At 70.5% G+C, this 23933-nt stretch carries 18 protein-coding genes; 10 read left to right on the top strand and 8 right to left on the bottom strand.

What is annotated here, in order from left to right; all coding sequences use genetic code 11:
* Positions 1 to 2: 2 nt before the first annotated feature.
* From mmsB to KBX71_RS05760, 3 genes are all read right to left on the bottom strand, one after another.
* The gene (gene mmsB, locus KBX71_RS05750; protein ID WP_210816901.1) at positions 3 to 1301 is read right to left on the bottom strand and encodes a multiple monosaccharide ABC transporter permease; all 1299 of its coding nucleotides are present in this window, start codon (positions 1299 to 1301) and stop codon (positions 3 to 5) included.
* Complete coding sequence (mmsA, locus tag KBX71_RS05755) at positions 1298 to 2845, bottom strand: multiple monosaccharide ABC transporter ATP-binding protein (RefSeq protein ID WP_210816902.1); 1548 nt, start codon at positions 2843 to 2845, stop codon at positions 1298 to 1300. Before mmsA ends, mmsB begins: the two co-directional genes overlap by 4 nt.
* Positions 2846 to 3379: 534 nt before the next feature.
* Positions 3380 to 4558: an alcohol dehydrogenase catalytic domain-containing protein gene (locus KBX71_RS05760; RefSeq protein ID WP_210816903.1), complete on the bottom strand. Its 1179-nt coding sequence runs from the start codon at positions 4556 to 4558 to the stop codon at positions 3380 to 3382.
* Positions 4559 to 4632: 74 nt separating this feature from the next.
* Here KBX71_RS05760 and KBX71_RS05765 point away from each other — a divergent pair, with 74 nt between their 5' ends.
* From KBX71_RS05765 to KBX71_RS05775, 3 genes are all read left to right on the top strand, one after another.
* Positions 4633 to 4824, top strand: coding sequence for an alpha/beta fold hydrolase (locus tag KBX71_RS05765; protein WP_210816905.1), 192 nt, complete (start codon positions 4633 to 4635; stop codon positions 4822 to 4824).
* 114 nt (positions 4825 to 4938) lie between these two features.
* Positions 4939 to 6633: an ATP-binding cassette domain-containing protein gene (locus KBX71_RS05770; protein WP_210816909.1), complete on the top strand. Its 1695-nt coding sequence runs from the start codon at positions 4939 to 4941 to the stop codon at positions 6631 to 6633.
* Positions 6623 to 8089, top strand: coding sequence for an aminotransferase class V-fold PLP-dependent enzyme (locus KBX71_RS05775; protein ID WP_210816914.1), 1467 nt, complete (start codon positions 6623 to 6625; stop codon positions 8087 to 8089). Before KBX71_RS05770 ends, KBX71_RS05775 begins: the two co-directional genes overlap by 11 nt.
* 21 nt (positions 8090 to 8110) lie before the next feature.
* Here the strand turns inward: KBX71_RS05775 and KBX71_RS05780 are convergent, their stop codons facing one another.
* The gene (locus KBX71_RS05780; RefSeq protein ID WP_196927567.1) at positions 8111 to 8509 is read right to left on the bottom strand and encodes a hypothetical protein; all 399 of its coding nucleotides are present in this window, start codon (positions 8507 to 8509) and stop codon (positions 8111 to 8113) included.
* A gap of 383 nt (positions 8510 to 8892) precedes the next feature.
* On the opposite strand from KBX71_RS05780, the gene KBX71_RS05785 reads away from it, so the two are divergent.
* The 4 genes from KBX71_RS05785 (at position 8893) to KBX71_RS05800 (ending at position 13073) form a co-directional block, all read left to right on the top strand.
* The gene (locus KBX71_RS05785; RefSeq protein ID WP_210816916.1) at positions 8893 to 10152 is read left to right on the top strand and encodes a glycoside hydrolase family 16 protein; all 1260 of its coding nucleotides are present in this window, start codon (positions 8893 to 8895) and stop codon (positions 10150 to 10152) included.
* Between the two features lie 169 nt (positions 10153 to 10321).
* Complete coding sequence (locus KBX71_RS05790) at positions 10322 to 11344, top strand: DUF4331 family protein (RefSeq protein ID WP_210816918.1); 1023 nt, start codon at positions 10322 to 10324, stop codon at positions 11342 to 11344.
* A 177-nt stretch (positions 11345 to 11521) separates the two neighbouring features.
* Positions 11522 to 12067 (top strand): hypothetical protein, encoded by a 546-nt coding sequence (locus KBX71_RS05795; protein WP_210816920.1) that lies wholly within the window; start codon positions 11522 to 11524, stop codon positions 12065 to 12067.
* A gap of 16 nt (positions 12068 to 12083) precedes the next feature.
* Positions 12084 to 13073 carry a hypothetical protein gene (locus tag KBX71_RS05800; RefSeq protein ID WP_210816921.1) on the top strand — a complete coding sequence of 330 codons (990 nt, stop codon included), beginning with the start codon at positions 12084 to 12086 and terminating at the stop codon, positions 13071 to 13073.
* Between the two features lie 74 nt (positions 13074 to 13147).
* Here the strand turns inward: KBX71_RS05800 and KBX71_RS05805 are convergent, their stop codons facing one another.
* Both KBX71_RS05805 and KBX71_RS05810 read right to left on the bottom strand, forming a co-directional pair.
* Positions 13148 to 16156, bottom strand: coding sequence for a fibronectin type III domain-containing protein (locus tag KBX71_RS05805; protein ID WP_210816924.1), 3009 nt, complete (start codon positions 16154 to 16156; stop codon positions 13148 to 13150).
* A 241-nt stretch (positions 16157 to 16397) separates the two neighbouring features.
* Positions 16398 to 17057 (bottom strand): M23 family metallopeptidase, encoded by a 660-nt coding sequence (locus KBX71_RS05810; protein ID WP_210816932.1) that lies wholly within the window; start codon positions 17055 to 17057, stop codon positions 16398 to 16400.
* A gap of 120 nt (positions 17058 to 17177) precedes the next feature.
* On the opposite strand from KBX71_RS05810, the gene KBX71_RS05815 reads away from it, so the two are divergent.
* The 3 genes from KBX71_RS05815 to KBX71_RS05825 are packed head-to-tail and all read left to right on the top strand — an operon-like array spanning position 17178 to position 20893.
* Positions 17178 to 19613, top strand: coding sequence for a PEP/pyruvate-binding domain-containing protein (locus KBX71_RS05815; RefSeq protein WP_210816933.1), 2436 nt, complete (start codon positions 17178 to 17180; stop codon positions 19611 to 19613).
* A complete protein-coding gene (locus KBX71_RS05820; protein ID WP_210816934.1) occupies positions 19610 to 20275 on the top strand; it encodes a hypothetical protein in 666 nt (221 codons plus the stop codon). Before KBX71_RS05815 ends, KBX71_RS05820 begins: the two co-directional genes overlap by 4 nt.
* A gap of 51 nt (positions 20276 to 20326) precedes the next feature.
* A complete protein-coding gene (locus KBX71_RS05825) occupies positions 20327 to 20893 on the top strand; it encodes a TetR/AcrR family transcriptional regulator (protein WP_210816935.1) in 567 nt (188 codons plus the stop codon).
* A gap of 82 nt (positions 20894 to 20975) precedes the next feature.
* Here the strand turns inward: KBX71_RS05825 and KBX71_RS05830 are convergent, their stop codons facing one another.
* On the bottom strand, positions 20976 to 22292 hold the full coding sequence (locus tag KBX71_RS05830; RefSeq protein ID WP_210816937.1) for a hypothetical protein: 1317 nt from the start codon (positions 22290 to 22292) through the stop codon (positions 20976 to 20978).
* Positions 22293 to 22306: 14 nt separating this feature from the next.
* A complete protein-coding gene (locus KBX71_RS05835) occupies positions 22307 to 23833 on the bottom strand; it encodes an alkaline phosphatase (RefSeq protein ID WP_210816938.1) in 1527 nt (508 codons plus the stop codon).
* Positions 23834 to 23933: the final 100 nt, after the last annotated feature.

A 23933-nucleotide genomic window follows, 5' to 3' on the forward strand; every position in this document is an offset into this window, starting at 1 on the left:
CGTCAGCCGGACACCGCTGCCTTGGCGGGCTCGCGCTCCGCGTCCGGCGGTGAGGCGGGTGGGGCGGAGTCGTCGCGGCGGAACGGCCGCGTCAGGCTCCCGATGATGGAGAAGCGCCCCTGGCTCTTGTTGTAGACGTCGATCGCCACGGCCAGCAGCAGGACCAGGCCCTTGATGATCTGGACTCGGTCGGTGCCGACGCCCATCAGCTGCAGGCCGTTGTTGAGCACGGCCATGACGAGACCACCGACGATGGAGCCGCTGATGGTGCCGATACCGCCGGCGACGGCCGCGCCACCGATGAAGACGGCGGCAATGGCGTCCAGCTCCCAGCCGTTGCCGTCCTGCGGTCCGGAGGCCGCCGAACGGGCCACGAAGATCATGCCGGCCAGCGCGGCCAGGACGGACATGTTCATCATGACGAAGAAGTTGACCCGCTTGAGCTTCACACCGGACAGCTCGGCCGCCCGGGAGTTGCCGCCCACCGCGTAGATGTGCCGGCCACCGGCCGTGTTGCGGGTGTAGAAGGAGTACGCGATGACCAGGACCAGCAGGATGATGCCGGAGATCGGGAAGCTGGTGCCGACGCGACCGCTGGCGAAGCGCAGCGCCGCGAAGGCGATGACGCCGACCATGATGGCCATCCGCAGGATGGAGATCCACATGGGCGCCGGGTCGGCGTCCATGGCCCGTCGGGTCTTGCGGGCCTGGATCTCACGCCACACCACCGCCACCGCCGCGGCCAGGCCGAGCAACAGCGTGGCGTTGTTGTAGCCGGTGTTCGGACCGAACTCGGGCAGGAAGCCGGAGCCGATCTGCCGGAAGCCCTCGGGCACCGGGATGGTGCTGGCGTTACCGATGAACTGGTTGCCGCCGCGGAACAGCAGCATGCCGGCCAGCGTGACGATGAACGCCGGCACCCCCACATAGGCCACCCAGAAGCCCTGCCAGGCACCGATGATCGCACCGATCACCAGGCCGAACAGGATCGCGGCGGGCCACGGCAGCGACCAGTCGGCCATCGACTTGGCCACCAGGATGCCCGCGAAGGCGGCGATCGAGCCGACCGAGAGGTCGATGTGCCCGGCGACGATCACCATGAGCATGCCGATGGCCAGAATCAGAATGTACGAATTCTGCTGGAACAGCGCGATCAGGTTGTTCGACTGCAGGGTCAGGCCATCGGTCAGGATCTGGAACAGGACGACGATCGCCACCAGGGTGAAGATCATCCCGAACTGCCGGGCGTTGGAGCTGCTACCGCCGAACAGGTTCTTCTGAAGGTCCTTCAATCGGCTCATCGTGTGGCCATCTTCTTCGTCGAGGTCATCTGCTTCATGAGGTTTTCCGGGGTGGCGTCCGCCCGGGCGATCTCGCCCGTGATGGCGCCTTCGAACACGGTGTAGATGCGGTCGCACAGCCCGATCAGCTCAGGCAGCTCCGAGGAGATGACGACGACGCCCTTCCCCTGGTCGGCGAGCCGCTGGATGATGCCGTAGATCTCGTACTTGGCACCCACGTCGATGCCGCGCGTCGGCTCGTCGAGGATCAGCAGGTCCGGGTCGGTGAACATCCACTTGGCCAGGACGACCTTCTGCTGGTTGCCGCCGGAGAGCTTGGAGACGCCCTCGTCGACCGTCGGGGCCTTGGTCCGCAACTCCTTGCGGTACGACTCAGCCGCCTGGTACTCCTCGACCTCGTTCAGGACGCCGTGGTGCCGAATCTTGGACAGCTTGGCGGCCACCGTCGACGTCTTGATGTCGTCGAGCAGGTTGAGGCCGATCGCCTTGCGGTCCTCGCTGACGTAGGCAAGGCCGTTGTCGATGGCATCCGCCACCGACTTCAGGACGATCTCCTTGCCGTCCTTGATGATCGTGCCCGACTCGAACACCCCGTAGGAGCGGCCGAAGACACTCATCGCGAGTTCGGTACGGCCCGCGCCCATGAGACCGGCGAAGCCGACGATCTCGCCGCGGCGCACCACGAAGCTCTCGTTCTTGCAGACCTGCCGCTCGGCGGAGATCGGGTGCCGGACGTTCCAGTCGCGCACCTCGAAGAAGACCTCACCGATCTTCGGCGTGTGGTCCGGGAACCGGCTGCTCAGCTCGCGGCCGACCATGCCCCGCACGATCCGGTCCTCGTCGACCCCGTCCGCCTTGACGTCGAGGGTCTCCACGGTCCGGCCGTCGCGCAGGATAGTGATCTGGTCGGCGATCGCCTCGATCTCGTTCAGCTTGTGCGAGATCATGATCGAGGTGATGCCACGGGAGCGGAACCCGCGCAGCAGGTCCAGCAGGTGCTTGGAGTCGGCCTCGTTGAGCGCCGCGGTGGGCTCGTCGAGGATGAGCAGCTTGACGTCCTTGGCGAACGCCTTGGCGATCTCCACGAGCTGCTGCTTGCCGACCCCGATGTCCTTGACCAGGGTGTCGGGGTCCTCTTCCAGACCGACCCGGGCCATCAGGTCCAGCGCCATCCGGTTCGCGGCCTTCCAGTCGATCGCGCCCCGCTTGCGCGGTTCGTTGCCGAGGAAGATGTTCTCGGCGATCGACATTCCTGGAATGAGCGCGAGCTCCTGGTGGATGATCACGATGCCGGCGTTCTCGCTCGCCCGGATGTCGGAGAACTTGGTCTCCGACCCCTGGTAGACGATCTTGCCGTCGTAGGTGCCGTGCGGGTACACCCCGCTGAGCACCTTCATCAGGGTGGACTTGCCCGCGCCGTTCTCGCCGCAGATGGCATGGATCTCGCCGGCGCGAACCACCAGGTTGACGTCGGAGAGGGCCTTGACTCCGGGAAACTCCTTGGTGATGGAGCGCATCTCAAGGAGGGTGGGCACGTCGCTCATCGCTTGTACCACCTCGCCAACGTCATCGGTTGCCTCCGGAAGGTTGAACCTTCACTTGGTTTTGTTGTTGACGGCAACGTATTGCGGCCGCAGGGCCATCCGCAAGGCGAGGGACTGTTGAAAAGGTAACAATCCGGCAATATAGATGTCGCACAGTGTTCGCCCGTCACGGTGGCCACCGCAGCCCCTCCCGGCCTCCCGGTCCGACCGCAGCACCTATGCCCACCTGCGACAACGTGCCAATCGACCCCGGCCATTCCCGCAGCTTTCCCACCAGGCAAGACACGCCGGGTAGGTGCTTCCGGTAACACAGCGCACACGTCACGGCATCGAACGATGGTGATCGGGCACCGGCCGCAGCGGCGCCCGCGAGGCACACGGCGGGCCTCGGGCACCTGATGTGACCCACGCCTCTGCCGCCCGGACGCATCGGCAATCGTCATTTCGGAATGACGGTCACCGGACGACAGGTCAGTGCCCTAACGTCCGTTAAGCGCAGTTCGGAACGGCGCGCCGCACCCGGGGCCGCACCGGTCAGCTCGGGCGCAGCACCGCCTTGATCACGCCGTGCTCCCGCCTGTCGAAGTGGCGGTACAGCTCCGGGGCGTCGGCAAGGGTGCCGTGGTGGGTGACGATCATGCTGGGCCGCGCTCGGCCCGCGACGACCAGGTCCCGCAGCAGGACCGTGTAGCGGCGGTCGTGAGTGCGGCCGAACCGGACGGCGACCCCCTTGCTGAACAACGCTCCCCAGGGCGCGACCAGGTCCTCGTGGCGGTCCGCGCCGGGGCCGGGGTGGGGGTCCCGGTCCGGGTAGACACCCGCGACCGCGATCGCGCCGGCGGCGTTGACCAGCCGGGCCGCGTCGGCGATGACCTGGTTCGGGCGCTCCCGGTCGGGGTGCTCCCGGTCGCGGGCCTGGAACCCGACCGCGTCGATGACCTTGTCGACCCCGCCCAGTTTCTCCTCGCCCAGCGGCAACCCGGCCCGGGCCCGGTCGGCGCGGATCTGCTCGACCGGGTCGCCCCGGCGGAAGTCGATCGGCACCGCGCCCATCTCGCCGGCCTTGTCGAGTCGGGCGTCGACGCCGTCGACGGAGTACACGACCCGGGCCCCTCGCAGCAGCGCCGAGTAGGCGCCGAGTAGCCCGACGGCGCCGGCGCCGAACACCGCCACGGTGTCACCGGGCCCGACCTCGGCGAGGGTGGCGGCGGCGTGCCACCCGGTGACGAACGCATCGGCGAGCAGCACGAAATCGTCCTCGGAGGCATCCCCCGGTTCACCGGGCAGGGGTACACAGTTGGCGTCGGCCCACGGCACGCGCAGCAGGTCGGCCTGCGCACCCCGGTACGGACCCATCCCCGCGTACCCGTACGCCGCGCCCGGCCCCTCGGCCCGGGCCCGCAGACAGGCCGCCGAGAGCCCGCGAGCGCACATCACACACGTGCCGCAGAACAGGTGCGTGGGGATCACCACCCGCGTGCCCGGCCGGACGGTCTGCACCGCGGCGCCCACCTCCTGCACCACACCCAACGGTTCGTGACCGAGCACCAGGCCGGGCTCGGCGCTGGTCCGTCCGTCGTACATGTGCAGGTCGGTGCCGCACAGGGCGGTGGAGGTGATCCGCACGAGCGCGTCGGTCTCCGCCTCCAGCGTCGCGTCGGGCACCTCCCGCACCTCGACCGTCCGGACGTCCGCGTAGACGACGGCTCTCATCCCGACTCTCCCGTTCGGCTGTGGAACGGCCGGTCTTCCCCCGACTGGGCCGTTCATGCCTACCCGGCACGACCGTGCCGACTCTCCTGCTGGCCGGCGCGGACACCTGGGAGCCGATGCCCACCACGATGAACGCCCTCGCGACGACGATCCCGGCGGCTCGCCACGTCGTCTGGCCAGGCCAGTCGCACTTCGTGACCATGACGGCGCCCACCCTGGTCGCCGACGCCCTGCGGCAGTCCTTCGCCGAGGCCCCGGCGGGCTAGCCGAGGCTCCGGCCCTGCCGACGCTCCGGCCCTGCCGAGACTCCGGCCACTCAGTAACATCGGCGAGGCACGATATTCAGGCGGACCCCGCACCGACCGGATCGAGCACTCGACATGACGACCGAGCAGACCACGTCTCCCCCGCGCGCCGGTGTCGGCATCGCCGCTCAGGGGCTGGGCCAGAGCGTCCGGAGCGGTCGCCAGATCCTGACCGACATCTCCCTGAGCATCGCGCCGGGCGAGCTGGTCGCGATCGTCGGTGCCAGCGGCGCCGGTAAGACCACCCTGCTGGAGATCCTCGCCGGGGTGCGGCGACCGGCGGCGGGCACCGTGACGTACGACGGCACGGCCGCGGCCGGCGGCATCGGTGTCGTTCCGCAGGACGACATCATCCACCGCGAGCTGCCCCTGGCCCGCACTCTGCGGTACGCCGCCCGACTGCGCCTGCCCTCCAGCACCGGGCCGGCCGAGATCAGTGACCGGGTCGCCGAGGTGCTCGCCGAGCTGCGACTCACCGACCGGGCCGCCACGCCGGTCGGCCTGCTCAGCGGCGGTGAACGCAAGCGCGCCAGCATCGCCGTCGAGCTGCTCACCCGGCCCGGCGTGTTCTTCCTGGACGAGCCCACCTCCGGGTTGGACCCGGCGATCGCCCTGGAGCTGCTCCGGGTGCTCCGCGCGCTCGCCGACACGGGAGCGACAGTCGTGCTGACCACCCACCAGGTCACCGACGTGGACCATTGCGACCGGGTCGTCGTGCTGACCCGTCAGGGCCGCCTGGCGTTCACCGGCACCCCGGCCGCCGCCCGGGAGTTCTTCGGCCTGCGGTCCCTCGTCGAGGTGCACCTCCGGCTCGACGAGGCGACGCGGCCCGCCGAGTGGCCCGATCGATTCGCCGAGCAACGCGACACCGAGCACGGCGACACCGAGCAGCAGCCCACCGACGACTGTGACATCGCCGCGACGCCGCCTCGGTCTGTCGGCCGGCTGCGCCAGTGGGCGGTCCTCACGGCGCGCAACGCGGAGATCGTCGTCCGCAACCGGCTGACCCTGGCGATCCTGCTCGGCTCGCCGGTGATGGTGCTCGGCATGTTCGCGTTGCTGTTCCGTCCGGGGGCGTTCGAGCCGAGCAGCCCCAGCCCGACGGTGACCGTGATGATCCTGTTCTGGATCGCGTTCGGCGGCTTCTTCTTCGGGCTGACCTACGGGCTCCTCCAGATCTGCACCGAGCTACCGATCCTGCGCCGGGAGCGGCTGGCCGGTGTCCGGCTGGCCCCGTACCTGATGGCCAAGGTGGCGGTGCTGCTGCCGCTGCTGGCCCTGGTGGACCTGGCACTGCTCGGGGTGCTGCGCGGCATGGACCGGCTGCCGCCGACCGGCGGCGCCGAGTTCGCGGGGCTGTACGTGACCCTGCTGCTCTCCTCGGCGGCGGCGCTCGCCCTCGGTCTGCTGTGCTCGGCGGCCGTGTCCGACGCGGCCCAGGCGACGCTCATACTGCCAATGCTGTGCTTCCCCCAGGTGCTGTTCGTTGGCGCGATCCTGCCGGTGCCGGCCATGGCGGTCGGCGGTCAGTGGATCAGCTACGCGATGTCGAACCGGTGGGCGTTCGAGGGCTTGGGGCACACCGCCGGGGTGGAGCGGCTCTGGCGCGACGGCGGCTCCCCGCTCGGCCCGCCGCTGCTGGCCACGTACGGCGACAGCTTCTCCCGGCCGGTGTGGGTCGACTGGCTGGTGCTCGGCGGTTTCGTGCTGCTCTTCCTGGGCGCGGCCTGGGCGGTCCTGGTCCGACGAGAGTTCCGTCGTGCGTCCTGACTCGATCCCGCACGCCTCCCCCGCATCGCTGGCGGGGTACGCCGCCACCGGCCGGATCGACGAGCTGCGCGCCACCGAGTACCGGCACCTGGACGCCGGCGGTCAGGTGTACCTCGACTACGCCGGGTCCGGGGTGGCGGCCCAGGCCCAGGTGCGCGCCCATCACGATCGGCTGCTCGCCGGGCTGTTCAGCAACCCCCACTCGGAGAACCCCACGAGTGCGGCGGCGAGTTCGCTTGTGGAGTCGGCGCGACGCGCGGTGCTCGACTTCTTCCGCGCCGACCCGGCCGAGTACGCGGTCGTCTTCACCCCGAACGCCAGCGGCGCCTGCCGGCTGGTCGGTGAGGCGTACGACTTCGGCCGGGCCGCGCCGCTGGTGCTGACCTGGGACAACCACAACTCGGTAAATGGCATCCGCGAGTACGCCCGGTCGGCCCGCGCGTCCGTACGCTACGTGCCGCTGAGTGGGCCGGAGCTGCGGGTGACCGAGTCGGACCTGGTCGCGGCGCTCGGCGCCGGCCGGGGCAGCCTGGCCCGTCGGTGGGGTCGGCCCGGTCGTCGCGGGTTGTTCGCCTATCCGGCGCAGAGCAACTTCTCCGGGGTGCAGCACCCGCTCGGCTGGGTGGAGCTGGCCCACCGGCAGGGCTACGACGTGTTGCTCGACGCGGCCGCCTTCGCGCCGACGAACCGGCTGGACCTCAGCGTCGTCCGGCCGGATTTCGTGTGCCTGAGCTGGTACAAGCTCTTCGGTTACCCCACCGGGGTCGGCGCGTTGCTGGCCCGCCGTACGGCGCTGGCCCGGTTGCGCCGTCCGTGGTTCGCCGGCGGCACGATCCGCGCGGTCAGCGTGCAGGGCGACTGGCACCGGCCGATGGACGACGAGTCGGCGTTCGAGGACGGCACGCTCAACTTCCTGAGCATTCCGGACGTGGAGGTCGGGTTGCGCTGGCTCGACTCGATCGGCGTGGACCTCGTCCACTCCCGGGTTGGCCTGCTCACCGAATGGCTGCTGGAGCGGCTGGTCACCCTGCGCCACGACACCGGCGGCCCGCTGGTCCAGGTGTACGGGCCGACAACGGGCGCGGGGCGTGGTGGCACTGTGACGTTCAACCTCCGCCACCCGGACGGCACGCTTGTCGACGAGCGGCTCGTCGCGCGGGAGGCGGCGGCGGCCGGTTTCTCCCTGCGTACCGGCTGTTTCTGCAACCCGGGCGCGGGCGAGGGCGCGTTCGGGATCAGCCGGAGGTCGACCCGGCAGCGACTGTTGGCGTCGGTCGACACGATCGACAAGTATCTGGCGGCGCTACGCCTGCCGACGGGTGGCGCGGTCCGTGTCTCGTTCGGACTGGCCTCCACGGCGACCGACGCGGAACGCTTCGTCGCCTTCGCCCAGTCGACCTACCTCAACCGGGGCGTCGGCGCCGAGTCAGCGCTGCCGCCTCGGTTGCGCTGCTGATGACCTGCCCGACCGCGCCGGCTAGCTGACCTGGGCCACAGGCGCCGAGCGGTGCTTGATCTCCTCCATGAACGGGAACCGGGCGGTCAGCTCGGCGACTGTCAGGCCGGCCCGCCAGGCCGCGGCCACCTGGGCGACCTGCGCCAGGTCCATGACGTCACCGCGCGCGAGAACCTCTCCCGAGACACGAATGTCGATCATGAAGTATCGGGCCTGTGAGCCCAGGCCCACGCAGACCACGCCCTCGTCGGAGTGCAGCTCGGCGCAGGTGAACCGGGCCCGCCCCTGCTCCGGCGCGGTCACCCGGCCGACGTCGAGCCCGTGGTGGGCAGCGGTTTCGATGAGCGCGGGGGCCAGGCCACCCCGCTCGACCAGATCCGGGTAGAGGCGCACACCCAGCGCCGTCGACGCCTCGCTCATGACTGACTCCCACTTCCTTGTGACAGAGACCAGCAGCGCGCAGGTTACGGGAAAGTTTCCGGCACGCCTCGTCATCCTGTCCCGCGTGGACGCCCCACGGCAATAGGAAGGGTCAATTCAACGGCTATCGAGTAACCCTCGGCCGCGCCGAACTCCTTCGATGGGTCGGTGCCGTCCACCTGGGAGGCATCGATCGACCCCACGATGACTGCCCGGGTCGGCGCTCTGCCGCTCACTGGTCAGCATCGGGCGGTAACGGACGGTCGTGATATTGGAAACACTCTTGACAGAAAGAGCCGATATCGACATGCTTCGCTTTAGAGAGCGCTCTCTATCCTGGTAAACCGCCTTCATCACCCCACCCCCACGCTGAGGAGCCTCCCGTGTTCACAGCCCGGCCCAGCCTCCGCTTCCGCCCCCTCGCACTCCTGGCGGTCGCCCTCGTCGCGACCACGACGGCGCTCGTCCTCCCGGCGCACCCCGACCGGGCCGAGGCCGCCATCGGCCCCATCAGCTGGCAGGACGAGTTCAACTCCCCCGCCGGCACGCCCGTCGACCAGAACAAGTGGCGGTTCGACATCGGCGGTGGCGGTTGGGGCAACAACGAGCGGCAGTACTACACGAACAGCACCAGCAACGCCGTCCACGACGGGCAGGGCAACCTCGTCATCACCGCCCGCCGGGACAACCCCGCCAACTACCAGTGCCACTACGGGCGCTGTGAGTACACGTCGGCGCGGTTGCTGACGGCGGCCACCTTCACCCAGACGTACGGGCGATTCGAGGCCCGGATCAAGATCCCGCGCGGTCAGGGCATCTGGCCGGCCTTCTGGATGCTCGGCACCGGCGGCGGGTGGCCCGACGCCGGCGAGATCGACGTCATGGAGAACATCGGCCGCGAGCCGAACACCGTCTACGGCACCGTGCACGGGCCCGGCTACTCCGGCGGGGGCGGCATCACGGGCAGCCGCACCCTCGGCGCGCCGCTCGCCGACACCTTCCACACCTACCGGGTGGACTGGGAGCCGAACGTGATCACCTGGTACGTCGACGGGGTGCAGTACCACCGGGTCGATCCCGCCCGGCTCGGCGGCAGCCGCTGGGTGTTCGACCACCCCTTCTTCATGATCCTCAACGTGGCGGTCGGTGGTAACTGGCCCGGCTACCCGGACGGCTCGACCCAGTTCCCGCAGCAGATGCTCGTCGACTACGTCCGGGTGTCCAGCTACACCTCGGGGGGCGGGGGCGACCCGGCTCCCGGCACCAACCGCATCCGGGGTGCGCAGAGCGGTCGCTGCATCGACATCCCCAGCGCCAACCCGGTGGAGGGCGCCAAACTCCAGATCTGGGACTGCAACACCACTGCGGCCCAGAGCTGGACCTTCGCCTCCGACGGGACCATCCGCGCGATGGGCAAGTGCATGGACCCGGCCTGGGCCGGCACCGCCAACGGCACCGAGGTCAACCTGGTCAGCTGCAACGGCAACACGGCGCAACGCTTCACCCTCAACGCCGCCGGCGATCTGGTCAACCTCAACGCCAACAAGTGCGTGGACGTACGGGAGGCCAACCCCAACAACGGCGGCAAGCTGCACCTGTGGGACTGCCTCGGCGCCGCCAACCAGAAGTGGTCTCGCGTCTGACCACCCCGGTCACCAGCGCGTGGGCCGTCCGAGAACTGCTCGGGCGGCCCACCGCCGTGCGCTCCGCCGCTCACCTCAAGGGCGGGATTGGCTCGATGAGCGGGGAGGGCAGGCTTACGCCCACTATGGTCGGATTAGTCCATAATCCGGCAGTTCCGGGAGTGAGCTCATGTCGCACCACCTCGACACGCCCCTGGCCGCCCAGGGCGGTCAGCTGTTCATCGACGACCTCTTCGTCTTCAACGGTGACCGCGCCACCGTGTTCGTCATGGACGTCAACAGCTCGGTGACCAAGGCCGACATCAAGCGCGGCTTCCACGCCGAGGCGCGCTACGAGATCAAGATTCACATCAATGGCACCGAGGTCGAGGACCTGACCTACCGGTTCGCCTTCGGCGAGCCCGACGGCGACGCCCGGCAGACCCTCCAGTTGTACGAGCTCACCGGAGCGGACGCGCGCGACGACGCCGCGATGGGCACCCCCGTAGCCGAGGGGCACACCGGCGAGGTGACGACCGGCGGCAACGTCCGGATCTGGGCCGGGCGGATCACCGATCCCTTCTTCATCGACCTCGACGAACTCGCCACCATCAACGGCGCGGTCAAGAACGGCTCCCGGGTGGACCGCTCCGCCTGGCGGGTGGACCAGGCCAAGAACAGCTTCGCCGGCACCACTGTCGAGTCGATAGTCCTTGAGGTCTCCCATGACGAGCCACTGCTGCGCGACGGCACCGAGATCGGCGTGTGGTGTCGCACCATGCTGGCCACCGACGCCGGCGGATGGCGGCAGATCAACCGCGCCGGCCACCCCATGATGTGGCCGATCTTCTGGCCCCACGACACCGACTTCTCCGACCCGGCCAACTTCCGGCACCCCGGCATCGACCTCACCGAAGGCGGCGAGGAGATCGCGAACGCTGTCGCCGGGGTCGTCAAGGCGAACGGCACCGCACCGGACCCACAGGCGTACGGCTGGAGCGTCGCCCGGCAGCTCTACCCCGACCTGCTGTCGTACAAGGTCGGCACGGCCGCGAACTTCGGCTTCGCGGTCCGCAACGGACGCACCCTGGCCGACAACGTACCCGAGGTGATGTTCTCCCTGGTCCTCAACACCGGCACCACGTCCGGACTCACGTCGGAGGCCACGAAGGCCGCCCGTTCCGCCACGTTCCCCTACGTGGTCCCGGCCTGAAGCTGCTCGCGGGGCTCGGCGGCCAGAACGGCGCCGGGCCCTTGCCGTGCGCCCTCCACCAGGGCCACGGATCGACCGCCCAGCGGAATGAAACTCGGGCCATTCGCCCACTTATGGGCGTTTTGCGTAGTTAGTCTTTGAAGCGCTTCCCAGGGTTTTTTAGGACAAGGAGACTCGATGCGTAGAAGGATTCTGGCCGGTTTGGCCGGTGTTGCCGCCGTCGTCGCGCTCGCCGGACCGGCCGCCGCGGACACGACGGGCAACACGATCGTGACCCTCACCGTCGACGCCGCCGGTGGTCTGTCGATCACGGTGCCGGCGACGGCGAACATCGGCAGCGGCGTGGAGGGCACAACCGTCTCCGGTCTGCTCGGCCCGGTCACCGTGCTGGACCAGCGCGGATCGCTCACCCCCAACTGGACCGCCAACGTCGTCTCCACCGACTTCTCCACCGGCGGCGGCTCCTCCGGGGAGACGATCCCGAACATCAACGTCCTGTACTGGTCCGGTCCCGCGACGGCGACCGCCGGCGGCGGCACCTTCACACCGGGCCAGCCGACCTCCGCCCAACAGGTGATCATCAACGTTCCCCAGACGGCGATGAGCCACACCGGCGGCACCGGCAACAACTTCGCCAGCTGGAACCCCACTCTGGTGGTGAACGTGCCCGTCGGCACCGTCCAGGGTGTCTACACGGGGACGGTGACACATTCGGTGTTCTGAGCCGCTCGGCCGGCTGGTGCTGCTGGCCTCGGTCGCCCTCGTGGCGCTCGGGGTTTCGGCGGCACCAGCCGTTGCCGTGCGGGAGCAGCGACAGGAGCCGGCCGAGGAGGCCGCGATCAGCATCCGCATGCTGGACATCCCGGCCAGCCGGGTGCAGGACCCCCGCGCCCAGGTCTACATCGTGGATCACCTGAAGCCCGGGACGACGATCAACCGCAGGGTCGAGGTGCGGAATACCTCCGCCGAGACCCAGAAGATCGAGTTCTATTCCGGCGCCGCGTCGGTCGAGAACAACGCCTTCACAGTGCCCGAGGGCCGCGCGGGCAACGAACTCAGCGGGTGGATCCGGCTGAGGACCGCCGTGATGGAGCTGGACCCGGGTGAGCGGAGACCGGTCGAGGTCGAGATCGCCGTGTCGAAGAAGGCATCGAAGGGCGAGCGGTACAGCGCGATCTGGGCGCAGGTCACCAGCGCCAAGGAACGCACCGGCAACGTCACCCAGATCCACCGGGTGGGTATCCGGGTCTACCTCGACATCGGTCCGGGCGGTGAGCCGCCGACGGACTTCCGTGTCGAGGGGTTGGCCGCGGAGCCCGGCGCCGGCGAGTTCCCGGTGGTCACCGCGAAGGTCACCAATACCGGTGAACGCGCGCTGGACATGACCGGCACCCTGTCGCTGAGCAAGGCGGCGGTCCAGGCCGGGCCGTTCAAGGTGACAAACGGCGTGACGATCCTGCCCGGCCAGAGCGGTCAGGTGCGGATCGAGGTCAACCAGGCCCTGCCCGCCGGGACCTGGGACGTGCACGCGAAGCTCGCCAGCGGCACCGTGGAGCGCACCGCGAGCGGGAAGATCGTCCTGCCCGTCGCGGCGCCGATGACGGTCGCGACGTCCGCCGGGCCGAGTTGGCTGGTCTACACGGTCGGCGGCATCGCCCTGCTGCTGCTGCTGCTGGTCACCCTTGGCGGCTGGTACCTCGTCCGCCGGCAGCGGACCCAGCTGGCCTGACCACCGTCCCGGCCAAGCAACCTGCCCGGCCGTTCCCCCCCGGAACGGCCGGGCAGCGACGTCTGGCGGGGGGTTTAGATGACGGAGTGCGTCACGACCGCCACGTAGTCGCCGACCACCAACCCCGACGGGAGGGTCACCAACAGGGTGGGGTTCCAGGTGGCCGAGTTCGGGCCTCCCGTCTGGCCGGACCACCCGGCGGCCGTACGCGGGGTGTTCAGCGCCGCCCCCGACTGCGGGACGAAGGATCCGACCCCGGTGCTGGCCAGGGCGGCCCCGGAGGCGTACGTGATGTTGCTGTTGGGGATGATCTCGCCGCCCGAGCCGGAACCCGTTGTGAAGTTCGTGCTGGCGACGACGCTGACCCAGTTTCCGGAGAACGGCCCACGGTCGTCGGTCACGGTCACCGGCCCGAGTTGGCCGGAGACGCCTGTCGCGTCCGAGGTGACGGTGCCGAGCGCGGAGATCGCCGGGACGCTGATGGAGAGCCCACCGAGCGGTGTGATGACCAGGTCGACAGGTCGGGTCGCGGACTGGTTGAACGAGTCGGTCACCCGAACGGTGAACGGGAACGTCCCGGACGCGGTGGGCGTGCCGGCGAGCAGGCCGGTGACCGGGTCGAGGGTCAACCCGGCGGGCAGACTCCCGGCGCTGACCGTCCAGGCGAACGGACCCGTGCCACCGGTCACCGTCAGCTGGTACTGGTACGGGTCGTATGCCCGGCCGGGTGGCGGCGGTGGGAAGTCCAGCGTCGGCGGCGCGTTGACGGTCACCGACGCGGAGGAGGCCGACTGTGGGCCGGTCCCGCCGGCGTTCGTCGCGGCCACCCGGAAGGTGTACGTGGCACCGGCGGTCAGCCCGGCGACGATCTGGGTGATGGCGGTCCCGGTGAAGTTCTGCGGGGTCTGCGCCACGCCGCCGAGGTAGGGCGTCACTGTGTAACCGGTGATCGGCGAGCCCCCGTTGGCCGGGGCCGTCCAGCTCACAGTGGCGGCGTTGGTCCCCGCCGTGGCCGAGGTGTTCGTCGGCGCTCCCGGCAGGGTGTACGGAACCACCGCCGCCGAGGGTGGGCTGGCCGCGCCGGTCCCGTAGGCGTTCACCGCCGCCACCCGGAAGGTGTACGACGCGCCGGCGGTCAGCCCGGTCAGGGTTCGGCTGGTGGTGGAGGCGTCGAACGTGACTGTCGGTTGGGTGACGCCGTCCCGGATCGGGGTGATCAGGTAGCTGGTGATCGGGCTGCCGTTGTCCGCCGGCGCGGTCCAGCTCACGGTGGCGCTGGTGACACCCGCGACCGCGGTGGGCGTGGTCGGTGTGCCGGGCGCGGACGCGTAGACGAAGTTCGCCGACCCGGCGGAGCCTCGGGTGACGACGCTGACCGTGACCGTCGCCGGGCTGGAGCGGGCGGGCATGGTGGAGATGCCGAGGGTGCCGTCGGGGTTCACGGTGAAGCAGCCGGCGGCCGGGCCGGAGGTGCACGGGACCAGCAGTACCGACGTGCCGGCCTGCTGTTCGGCGGCCGTACCGATGGTGATCGCGGTCGCGCCGGTGAGGTTGCTGCCGCCGACGGTGACCGCGACGCCCCCGGAGATCGAGCTCTGCGCCGGGGTGACGGTGACGCCGCTCGGTGCGGTGGCCGGCGCAACCGCCGTGGCGACAGTGGAGTAACCCGGGTTCGCGTCGATCGACGACGAGGTCGCCACCGTCGCGGTCTGGATCAGCGTCGGCGTCACGCCGGTGCCGGTGACTGTCGCGACGACGGTGATGGGCGGCAGGGTGCTGCCGCCGGCGAACGGGCCGTTGCTGTTGGTGCAGGTGATGGTCTGCCCGGACGGTGCGCCGCATACCCAGCCGGAGCCGTACGCGGCGCGGGGCACGACACCTGTGGGCACGGTCTGGGTGACGGAGATCGGGGACGTCTCGGCGGCGCCGGCGTCGACCCCGGCGGTGATCGTGTAGGTGACCGGGTCACCGGGCTGCGGGGTGGCGCCGACCGCGCTGGTCTGCGCCACGTTCAGGTCCGGTACCGGGTTGAAGCTGACCGTGCGCGCGTTGTCGACCTCGTGGAAGTCGGTGACCGAGCCGGTGGAGCCCACCCAGCCGAATGCGAGTTGCCGGGGGTAGCCGCTGGCGTTCAGCCAGGTCGGTGACGGGTACAGGCTCGGCGACACGACCGGGAGGGCGCCGGCCAGGGTCCGCGCCGCGCCGCCGACGGGGGTGAACCTGACCCGGTACTCCGCGGCCGGAACGGTGATGCCGGTGTCGGTGGTGAACGGCGACGAGGTGGTGTTGGCGACCACCTCGACCGGCACCACCGAGGCGGGCCGGGTGGCGGCCCGCAACGCCAGTGCCGGCGAGGATGTGGTGGTGGCGGTGCTGTTGATCGCGCAGTAGCCGACCCCGTTGCGGCCCGGTCCACGGATCACGACCTGGCCGGGGACCCGCATGTTCGTGGTCGAGATGTACGGCGGGTTCGTGCATCCCGTGCCCTGGTAGAGGCTGTTGCTGAAGTTGCCGAAGACGTCGAGCCCGATGCCCAGGTATCCGTTGGACAGACCCACCGAGCCACCGTTGAACGCTGCCGAGTAGCCCAGCGAGCCGCCCGGCTGGCCGAGGGTGGACGGGGGTCTCGGGTTGGCCGGGTCGACGGCGGCCAGGACAAAGGCGAGGCCGTCCGCCCCCGGGTTGTTGCCGCCGTACTGGTAGGTGTTGAAGGTGACGTGCAGTCCCTGCGAGGTGGGCACGCTCACCGCGCCGAACACCCCACCCTGGCGGGTGGCGGCGGCGGGGGTGAGGCGCAGCTTGCCCGCGCCCTCAGGGTCGGTGGAACTGGTGCAACTGAGCAGTGGGCCGACTGTGGTGTTGCCCGCCGCGCTCAGGCAGGCGGCGTTGGTGGCGAGAGCGTTGGGCACGGCTGGTACCGCCACCGCGCCGATGCCGTTCGGGGTGTTGTTGTGGAAGGGCTGGTCGAACAGGACGGAACCGGCCGCCGACGCCGGGAGTGGCGCGACCGCGAGGGTTCCCACGGTCACGGCTACCGTCAGCGCCGCGAAGCCGCCCCGACGACTCCGGCCTCGAAACCACATGCCCACTCCCAGCTTTCACTCCAGCACCGAACCGGACTATATCCCCCTAAAACACCCATATTTCACAGACGCCGATAAAGCTGGCTCGGTACCGGGCCACACCGAAGCGGACCGGCCCCCTCGGTTACGCCGAGGAGGCCGGTCCGCTGAGACTGGAAGCTGTCAGCCCTCGATGTCCCGGGGGTCGCGGCTGCGGGGGTAGGTGTTCTTCTCCCCGATCGTGGCGGGCGAACTGCGGTCCTCAGGAGACGGCCGGGCAGTTGTTGCTCACCCGCCGGAGGATCTGTTCGCGTTCGTCGGTGGTGATGCCGGACGGCGTACCGTCGAAGTGGGTCTCGACCTTGTCCCAGCCGCGGCGCTGCTCGTAGTGCAGGTGCGGCGCGCCGGAGTTGCCGGTGCTGCCGAGCCGCCCGATCTGGTCCCCCTGGGCGACCTTCTGACCGACAGTGACCAGTGGCGGTTCGAGCATGTGCAGGTACTGCGTCTCCCACTTGCCACCGTGGTCGATCTTCACCCAGTAGCCACCGCCGCGCCCCCGTGGGCCCTCCGGGTTCTCCGGGGTGCGGCCGCCCAGCGACCCGTTGATGCCCGCCACGGTGACCGTGCCGGCGTACGACGCGAGCACCGGCCGCCCCCACGTCTCGCCCTCGACCGGGAAGAAGTCGACGTCGTAGTCGTCGTGACCGGGGTAGGTGCTGAGCTGCCACGTCTCGCCGCAGGTCACCGGCATCTGGAAGAGCGGGCGCGGCCCGGCCGGTCGCAGCATCGGCACCGCGACCACCGCGATGCCCAGGACGGCCGCCACCGCGATCAGCACGAGGAGAACCCGGATGGCACGGCTTCGGGGGCGGCGGTGGGAACGGGCTGTGGTCGGGCGGCCGGTCGTCACCGGCCCGAGCATGGCAGATCCGGGCAACCTCCCGACTCCGGGCCGCACCTGGGCACGGACACATTGCAGTCGCATCGCAAACGAGATACGGTCGGATGCAATGCAGTTGTATTGCGAAGAGAGTGGGCTGCCATGCACGTGATCGCGTTGTCCGAGGTGACCGCCGCCATGACCGCAGTGGTCGGCGGCAAGGCGGCCGGATTGGGCGAGCTGATCCGGTACGGCGAGCAGGTCCCCGACGGTTTCTGCGTCACCACCGAGGCGCACCGGCTCGGCGTCATCCCCACGGCCGAGGTCGTCGCCGCGTACGAGCGGCTCGGCGCCGGCCCGGTGGCGGTGCGCTCCAGCGCCACCGCCGAGGACCTGCCGGACGCGAGCTTCGCCGGGCAGCAGGGCACCGTCCTCGACGTCACCGGCACCGTCGAGCTGATCGCCGCCATCGAGAAGTGCTGGGATTCGCTGCACGCCTACCGCGCGACCGCCTACCGCGAGGCCCGCGGCATCGATCACCAAACGGTGCGAATGGCCGTCGTCGTGCAGCGCATGGTCGCACCCGCGGTGGCCGGAGTGCTGTTCACCGCGAACCCGCTGACCGGGCGCCGCGACGAGATAGCGGTCGACGCCGCTCCCGGCCTCGGCACGACAGTGGTGGACGGCGCCGCGGCCGTCGACCACTACGTCCTCGACGACGTCGCGCGCGCCGACGCCGGATGCCTCACCTCCGCGCAGCTGGCCCGCCTCCGCGCCACCGGCGAGCGGTTGCAGGCCCACTTCGGCTGCCCGCAGGATGTCGAGTGGGCGATCGACGCGGACGACGTGCTGTGGCTCCTGCAGTCCCGGCCGATCACCAGCCTGTTCCCCGCCCCACCGCGCAGCGGCAAGCCCCTCCCCCGCGTCTACCTGGAGTTCGGGCACGTCCAGGGCATGCTGCAACCGGTCACCCCGATGGGCATGTCGACCCTGCGGGAGCAGATCGCCGCGATGCTCGCAGCGCTCGGGGTGCGGGTCGAGATCGTCGACATCGGTGGCCGCCTCTACGGCGACCTGACCGACCTCGCACGCGACAGGTCGTCCCGCAGGCGACTGGTGAAGCTCCTGGCTGTCGACTTCGGGCCGCGCGCCCAGGCGGTGATGCGGCACGTGCTGGCGGATCCCCGGTTCGCCCCGACCAGCGGCGGCGCCCGGCGCGGCGGGGCGCCGGGGGCCGCGTCGCTGCGGACGGCCGGCCGCGCGGTGGTGGGTATCCTGCGGGCGCTGGCCCGTCCCGAGGCCGCGCGGACCCGGATGTTCGAGGCGATCGAGCAGATGAGAGTACGCGCAGCCGCCCCCGACGACCTGCGTACCGCCGCCGACCGGCTGCGCTTCGTGCAGGCGCGGGACGCCGACGACAGCGCCGACGCGATCATGTGGCCGATCGTCGCCGGCATGCTCGCCTCCGCGCTGCCGACCGCGCTACTCAAGGGCGTCGCCGGCCCGGACGAGATCCACGCCGTGCTGGGCGGCATGCCGCACAACGTCACCATCGAGATGGACCTGGCCCTGTGGCGGCTCGCCCAGGGCGCGGGCGACCACAGTCAGCTTCTCCTCGACACCCCACCGGCCGAGTTGGCCGCACGCTACCTGCGCGGCACGCTGCCGGAGATCGGCATGGCGGCCTTCCTGGACGTCTACGGTCACCGCGGCGTCGCCGAGGTCGACCTCGGTGTGCCGCGCTGGGCGGAGGACCCCACGCCGGTCTTCGCCGCGGTCGCCAACTACCTGCGGGTCACCGATCCGCAGCAGGGCCCCGACCAGCGCTTCCAGCGAGCCGCGTCGGCGGCGGAGACAGCGCTGCGGGACCTGATCGCGCGAGCCCGCCGTCGGCGGCCGGTGCGGGGCAGGATGGCCGGTTTCCTGCTGCGCCGGGCGCGGTCGTTGGCCGGCCTACGCGAGTCCGGCAAGTTCGCCGGGCTGTACCCACTGCGCGAGACCCGCCGGCAACTGTTGCTCATCGGCGCCGACCTGCACGGCTCCGGGTTGCTGGACCAGCCCGACGACATCATGTTCCTGACCCTCGACGAGGTGCACACCGCCGTACACCAGGGTGTTGATCTGCGCGGTGCCGTCACCGCCCGACGGGCGGTGCACAGTCGGGAGCTGCGGCGTCGGACGGTGCCGGTGGCACTGCTGTCCGACGGCACGGATGTCGAGACCGTCCTGCCGGGGGTGTCGGCCGGCGACGGGACGCTCGCCGGAGTTGGTGCGTCGGCGGGCCGGGTGACCGGTCCCGCCCGGGTCGTCCACGACCCGGCCACCGCCCACGTCGAACCCGGCGACGTCCTGGTGGCCGCGACCACGGACCCCGGCTGGACCCCGCTGTTCCTCACCGCGGCGGCGCTGGTCACCGAGACCGGCGCGATCATGGCGCACGGCCCGACGGTGGCCCGTGAGTACGGCATTCCCGCCGTCATCTGCGTGCCGGACGCCACCCGGACCATCATCACGGGGCAGCTCGTCACAGTGGACGGAGGCGCCGGAACCGTCACGCTCCACCGACCGTCGGCCCCCGAGGGAGAAGGACGACCATGACCGACACGAAGACGTCGACCAGGGCGCGGGTGGGCCCGCTGCTGCGGCGGGCGGCCGAGGCCGAGGCCGCGACGTGGCGCAGCCTGTACGCGTGGGCGCGCCGCCGCCCACTGCCGCTGGGGCCCGGCGACGAGCCGTTCGGCTACCTCGGCGTGGTCAAGCCGATCCTGGGCATCTTCATCGGCCTGTCGGTCGTGGAGATTCCGATCTTCGACGTCGTGGTCACCCACGTGGTGCCGTGGCGGCCCGCCCGCTGGATCGTGCTGGGCCTCGGCATCTGGGGTCTGCTCTGGATGATCGGCCTGTTCGCCAGCATGACGATCCATCCCCACGTGGTGGGCGATCGAGGGCTGCGGGTACGCCTCAGCTCGGGCATCGACATCTGGATCCCGTGGACGGACGTCGAGGCGCTGCGCAAGCGCTACCGCTCGCTGCCGTCGAGCAGGTCCGTGCAGGTCGAGCAGGAGGGCGACCGTCGGGTGGTGTCCATCTCGGTCGGCAGCCAGACGAGTATCGACGTCCTGCTACGCCGTCCGCTGATCTTCGACCTTCCGAAGACCGGTTCCACAGCGATGAACGAGCTGCGACTGTACGCCGACGACCCGGACGGCCTGCTGCGCAGCGCGCGGGGCACTCCGGTGGGCCAGACCGTCAGCCGGTGACCGCCGCGCTGGCGGAGTCTCCGGGCCACCCACTGTGAAACGATCGAGGCCATGCCCAAGAAGGTCGATCACCAGGAGCGCCGCACTCTCATCGCGGACGCGCTGATGCGGGTCGCCGCGGACCAGGGCCTGGAGGCCGTCAGCCTCCGACACGTGGCCGCCGCGGCCGGAGTGTCCGCCGGGATGGTCCAGCACTACTTCCGGACCAAGGACGAGATGATGGCGTTCGCGCTGAGCGTGGTGCGTGAGCGCAGCCAGCTCCGGGTCACCGATGCGGTGGCGCGGCTGGGCGAGACCCCGCCGCCTCGACTGCTGCTGCGCGCGATGCTCGCCGCGCTGTTGCCGCTCGACGACAACACCCGCGACGACGGACGGGTGGCGCTCGCGTTCCTCGCCTACACGGCGGTGCGACCATCGGCCGCGCCCAGCCTGCACGAGGACACTGCGCAGTTCACCGGGTTCATCGCCAGCGTCCTGCCCGACCGGCACGGCGCCGCCGCCGCGGCCGGCCTGCTGGCGCTGATGGAGGGGCTCGGTGTCTACCTGCTGGGCGGGCAGTACACCGCCGAACAGGCGCTGGGAGCGCTGGACGCCCACCTCGACCTGCTCTTCGGCTGATTCCGTCGGATGCGCCGAAGTCGCGGTGTCCCCGGTAGTGGGACACCGCGACTTCACCGAACGCGAGTGGGTCACACCGGGCTCAGTGGTTCGTGACGCCCGCCCGCGCCTTCAGCCGGCGCAGCTCGGCGGCGGACATGAGCCAGGTGGAGTTCGTCGTGCCGAGACCGAGGAGCACCTGGTCGAAGGAGTTGCCGTCGTTGTCGTCGGTGTAGCAGACACTCACCTCACCCCAGGGCGACGCGGCGACCGCGAAGTGCTCCTGCCGACCCGTCGTGGTCTGACTCAGCGCCTGTGCGGCCAGCCGGCCGGTGGAGCTGCCGTCCGGGTTGAGGCCCCGCGCCCACACGTCCGGGTTGGCGCCGGAGACCGTCCAGCCCACCACGACGTTGTCCTGGTCGTCGATGCCGACCCCCGGAGCGATGGCGCCGGCGCCGCTGGAGACCGGGACCTCGTCGTGTCGGGCCGTGCCCGTCGCGGTGAACGACCGAGCCCAGACACCCCGGGTGCCGGTGTGGTCGGATTCCCACCCGACGCTGAAGTCGCTGGCGAAGTTCGCCGCGACCGAGGCACGTTGCTGCTGCCCGCCGCTCTGCGCGTTGGCCGTCCGCCGCGACAGCGCCACGGCACCGTTGGCCCGGGCCAGCCGGGTCAGCCCGATGTTGTACGAGCCGTTCGCGTCGGCGTCCTCGTCCCAGACCACGAGCGCCTCGCCGGACGCGGACACCGCCACGTCGGGACGGTGGTGCGTGCCCGTCGTCTGCGAGGCCGTCACCTCGTACGCCTTGGTGGTGGCCGCGGTGAAGCCGGCGGCCTTGACGGTGGCGGGAGCGGTCCCCTGCACGTCCTCCCAGACCACCGTGAAGCCGACGGCGGCGGCGTTGGTGGGCGCGCCGTCCGGGTCGACCGACACCTTCGGCCAGATCTGCTGCCCGGCGTCACTGGCGTTGGCCTGCCCCGAGCCGAGCACCGCGCCGGCGGGTGACACCACCCGGTACTGGATGTTGTAGACGCCGTTGCCGTCGCCGTCGGCGGCCCAGACCACCACGGCGTTGCCCCGGTCGTCGAGCCCCACGTCGGGGCTGATGTGCCGCCAGGCGGCCCCGCTGGTCCCCCCGGTGCTGAGCTTCAGCTCGTACGCGGGCGTGCCGTCGCGGAACAGCCGCAGGTAGATCTCGCTGTGGGTGTCGTCATCCGGGGCGGTGCCGTCCCGGTCGTCCTCCCACACCACGGCGACGTGACCGTTGCGGTTCATGGCGATGGAGGGCAGATCCTGGTCGCCGGTGGCGACACTGTTCGCTGTGGTCCAGGTGACCGCCTCGGCGGTCATCGCTGTCGGGGCCGGCACCACGTTCGGGACCAGCAGAGACGCGGTGAGCAGTGCGGTGATCGCGGTCATGGTGGCTCTCTCCCTTACCCGGCCTGCAGGCCGGGCTGGCCGTCGAGGATGACGAACGAGCGCACGGTGGACGCCGCCGCGCCGTGCTCGGTCACGGTGTTCACCGCGCGGAAGTCCGCGCGGACCTGGCTGCGGCTGATGGTGGTACGGACGTAGCCGCGCCGGTCCGAGTAGAACCTCAGGTGCGGGTTGGCCGCCGCGTTCGGGACCGTGGTGCTGCCGCTGCCGTTGCCGGTCGAGCTGATCGAGGTGCAGACCAGCTCGGTGCCGATGGTTGCCGAGGAGGGGTTGGCGTAGTCGGCCTTGAGGTCGTTGGCCCACGACCGGTGCACGTCGCCGGTGAGCACCAGCGGGTTGCGCACCCCGCGCTGCTGCCAGCCGGTCTGGATCCGGCTGCGGGAGGCCCGGTAGCCGTCCCACGCGTCCATGCTCGTCGCGCCGTTGGCGTCCAGCTGCTGGGCGAAGAAGACCTGCTGGCCGAGGATGTCCCAGGTGCCGTAGCGCTGGGCCAGCCCGTCGAGCAGCCACGCCTCCTGGTTCGCTCCGGTCAGCGACCGGGAGGCCAGGTCCGCGTCGGCGCAGACCTTCCAGCCGTCACCACAGGCCTGGTCGTCGCGGAACTGCCTGGTGTCGAGCATGTGGAAGGTGGCGAGTTGCCCCCACCGGACACGCCGGTACAGCGGGATGCTGTTGCCGTTGGCTGCGGACGCCGGTCGCAGCGGCATGTTCTCGTAGTAGGCCCGGTAGGCGGCGGTCCGCCGGGCGGTCCACTGGGCGGCGGTGAGCGTCGGGCTGCTGTCGTTGCGGACCATGTTGGCGTAGTTGTTCTCCACCTCGTGGTCGTCCGGCACCACGAGCCAGGGGGCCGCCGCGTGTGCCGCCTGCAGGTCCGGATCGGACTTGTACAGCGCGTACCGGCGGCGGTAGTCGGCCAGCGACACGATCTCGGCGCCGACGTGCTGCCGCACTGTGGAGGTGCCGACGCCGCCCTCGTAGATGTAGTCGCCGAGGTGCAGGATCAGTCCGGGGTTGTCCTCGGCCATCCGCCGGTAGGCGGTGTAGTAGCCGGCCTCGTAGTGGGCGCAGGAGGCGAAGGCCATCACCAGGTCGCGGCCGAAGGAGCTGGGCGCCGGGGCGGTCCGGGTACGTCCGACCGGCGAGATCTGACCCTGGGCCCGGAACCGGTAGTAGTAGTCGGAGTCGGCGGCGAGCCCGCCCGCTATCGCGTGCACGGAGTGCGCGTCGGCGTACCTGGCGACCACCGAGCCGGAGGCGACAAGCGACGTGAACCGATCGGTGGTGGACACCTGCCACTCCACCGTCACGTCGGCGTTGGCCATGCCGCCCTGCCCGTCGGCGTTGAGCGGGGACGGTGCCAGCCGGGTCCAGAGGACCACGCTGTCGGGCGCCGGATCACCGGACGCCACACCGAGTTTGAAGGGGTACGGCACCGCGGCGCGGGCACCCTGGCGGGGTGTCACCGCGACTCCGGCGGTGACCAGTCCACCGAGGACGAAAATGCGACGGCTCAGCCTTGTCATGGTCAACAGCTTCGGGAACGTCGATGAACGGCGATGGCTGCGGGGCGGAATCCGACATGACGGAATGCTGTCCGCGCCAAGGCGTTCAGGTGTCCGGACC

Source organism: Micromonospora sp. D93 (assembly GCF_018070365.1).
Taxonomy (GTDB): Bacteria; Actinomycetota; Actinomycetes; order Mycobacteriales; family Micromonosporaceae; genus Micromonospora; species Micromonospora ureilytica.